The sequence below is a fragment of the Mesorhizobium sp. M4A.F.Ca.ET.022.05.2.1 genome, assembly GCF_003998845.1.
GTDB lineage: Bacteria > Pseudomonadota > Alphaproteobacteria > Rhizobiales > Rhizobiaceae > Mesorhizobium.
The window spans coordinates 1-2,890 of the sequence record NZ_RZOJ01000574.1 but is presented as its reverse complement, the minus strand read 5'-3'; the positions used below and the strand labels follow the sequence as shown (position 1 = coordinate 2,890).

Sequence of the window (2,890 nt, the reverse complement as noted above, 5' to 3'; positions counted from 1 at the left end):
GGCCGACCACCTTGGGATGGGCGCGAAGCGGGACGAGGTCTTCCGCCTCCAGCCGCGCGCCCGAGGTCTCGAACGCCGTCGACGGCACGCAGGACGACAGATTGACCCGCACGTCGAGAATGGTCCGCTCGGCGCAGTCGAGGAAATAGCGGATGCCCTCAGTGCCCAGCACATTGGCGATCTCATGCGGATCGCAAATCACGGTGGTGACGCCGTGCGGCAGCACGCAGCGGTCGAATTCGAGCGGGCTGACCAGCGAGGATTCGATGTGGAGGTGCGTGTCGATGAAGCCGGGCACGGCGAAGCGGCCGCGGCCGTCGATCACCTCGGCAGCCTGATAGCGCGCATGGGTGCCGACGATGCGGTCGCCGACGATGGCGATGTCGGTTTCGCTCACCCTGCCGGTGACGACATCGAGCAGCCGCACGTTGCGGACCACCAGGTCGGCGGGAATCTCGCCGGCGCCGGCGCGGATCATGCGGGTGAGCAGTTTCTTCGAATCCATGGGTCCCCCAGGCAAAGTCTGCCGCTACGCTCGTCCCAACCGCCGAAGCGGTCAAGGGGCGTGACTTTGGCCGGTGCCGAGCCGCCTTGTCGACACGTCGCAAAGGTGTTCCGGCACCGGATCGCGGGCAGACCTTAGGGTGGACGTGTTGCATTTCGCTCATACCGGTCGATCACGAACCCGTGATATGAGCAATCCATACTATGAGAAGCGGCGGCTTCAAGTAAGCTAGAAGCAATTCCAGGAAAAGTGCGTGGCGGTTTTCCGTCCGGGATTGCGTAAGCTAGAAGCAATTCCAGGAAAAGTGCGTAGCGGTTTTCCGTCCGGGATTGCGTACGGACAAATACTGGAGCAACGTCCGCTCCAGCCTGAGGGGCGCAATCGACGCCCCGGGCTTGTTACGGCCGCATTTCGCGGTCACACTCCGGATATGCCTTCGGCGCGGGACGCACTGTCCCGGATCGAATGAAGGACCATTCCCGTCGGAGCCGGCCGCTGCACCATCCGGACCGGATCCCCGACTGCCTTGCCGCCGCGCGCCGAATGCCTGCGGCGGATGACCCTCGAAGGCAATCGCGGCCGCTCAGCTGACGTCGCAACGCAACCCGTCCACCCGAGGCAAGCGCAAGCCTTGCCCCAGGGAAACTCGCGGGGCTTAAGGCTTATTCCTGCGGGTTCCGCCGAAACCAAAGCAAATGCGAGGTCCAACGCGATGCATCCGATGCCCAGCCGGATTCCGGTGTCCATCATCATCCCGAACTACAATTACGCGCGCTTCCTCGAACGCAGTGTCGACAGCGCGCTCGGCCAGGACCATGACGACGTCGAGGTCATCGTCGTCGACGACAGATCGAGCGACGGTTCGGCGGCGGTCATAGAATCCTATGGCGACAGCATCCGCGCCTGCCTGCGGCCAAGGAATGGCGGCCATGCCGCCGCCTTCAACACCGGTTTCGCGGCAAGCTCAGGCAGGATCGTGCTGTTCCTCGACGCCGACGACTATCTCTACCCGGACGCCGTCTCCAGGATCGTCGACGCCTGGGATCCGGCGACCGCGCAGGTGCAGTCGCGGCTGCACATCGTCGACGAAGCACAGCGCGTCAAGGATGTCTTCCCGCCGCCGGAACTTCCCTTCGACGATGGCGACGTGCTGCCGAAGCTGCTGCACAAGGGGCGCTACCAGACGACGGTGACCAGCGGACTCGCCTTCGAACGCTCGACGCTGGACACCATCATGCCGATCCCCGAAGCCGATTTCCGCCAGGGCGCCGATGGCTATCTGGCGACGCTGGCGCCGCTCTACGGGCAGGTGCAGTCGATCGAGGAATGCGTCGGCGCCTACCGTATCCACGGCGCCAACCATTCCGTCTTCGGCGAAAAGCTTGCCGAGCGGGCGCGGTGGCGGGTGGCGCATGATTTCCACCGCATGGCGGCGCTGTCGGGCCAGGTCTCGGGTGTCGGCCTGGCGGTCGAGCCGGCCGAGACCGTCCTGCATGATACGCTTCATCTGGAGGAGCGGCTCGCCTCGCTCTGCGCCGACCCCGACCGGCACCCGGTCGCCAATGATTCCAAACTGGCGCTTGCCGCGCACGGCGCCGTCGCCAGCCTCGAGATGACGGCCTCGCTCAGGCGTCGCGCCATGCTTGCCGCCTGGTTCCTGTCCGTCGGCATGCTGCCCGGAAGGATGGCGCTCGCCGTGCTGTCCTGGAAGCTCGACGCCGCGTCGCGGCCGGCCTTCCTCGCGCGGTTCTCCAAATCCATCCGCCAGGCGATGGGTTGAAAGCATTCGCCTCACATGCTTCGCTGAGCAGGGCAGGGAACGGGAGAGGGCAGGGCTTCAAGAAATTTGACAGCCCGTGTCGGACTGGCCAGGCCCCCGTACGTCCTTGGGGCATCGATCAGCAAATCAGAGAGGACATACGATATGCCAAGCACCGTACGTTTGCACCGCGTTCTGGCGACCAAGCCGGAGAAGGTCTACCGCGCATTCACGGAAGCGGACGCGCTCGCGAAATGGCTTCCGCCGAACGGCTTCACCTGCACAGTGCATAGTTTCGAGGCAAAGGTCGGCGGCACGTTCAAAATGTCCTTCCGCAACTTCACCACGGGCGGCAGCCACGCCTTCGGCGGCGAATATCTCGAACTCGTCCCGGGCGAGCGCCTGCGCTACACCGACAGGTTCGACGACCCCAACCTGCCGGGCGAGATCCAGGTCACCGTGATCCTGAAGCAAGTATCGTGCGGCACCGACCTCGACATCACGCAGGCAGGCATTCCGGACGCCATCCCGGTCGAAGCCTGCTATCTCGGCTGGCAGGAGTCGCTCCGCAACCTGGCAAAACTCGTCGAGCCCGAGATCAATCAGTAGGGCATATCGCCCGAGAG

At 64.6% G+C, this 2,890-nt stretch carries 3 protein-coding genes; 2 read left to right on the top strand and 1 reads right to left on the bottom strand.

Annotated elements, in window-relative coordinates:
- The coding region (locus EN745_RS32925; RefSeq protein ID WP_145992274.1) for an amidohydrolase family protein at positions 1-505 on the bottom strand (505 nt) is incomplete at its 3' end.
- A gap of 712 nt (positions 506-1,217) precedes the next feature.
- On the opposite strand from EN745_RS32925, the gene EN745_RS32920 reads away from it, so the two are divergent.
- Positions 1,218-2,285: a glycosyltransferase gene (locus tag EN745_RS32920; RefSeq protein WP_127423179.1), complete on the top strand. Its 1,068-nt coding sequence runs from the start codon at positions 1,218-1,220 to the stop codon at positions 2,283-2,285.
- A gap of 144 nt (positions 2,286-2,429) precedes the next feature.
- The gene (locus EN745_RS32915; RefSeq protein ID WP_127407385.1) at positions 2,430-2,873 is read left to right on the top strand and encodes an SRPBCC family protein; all 444 of its coding nucleotides are present in this window, start codon (positions 2,430-2,432) and stop codon (positions 2,871-2,873) included.
- The last annotated feature ends 17 nt before the right edge of the window (positions 2,874-2,890 follow it).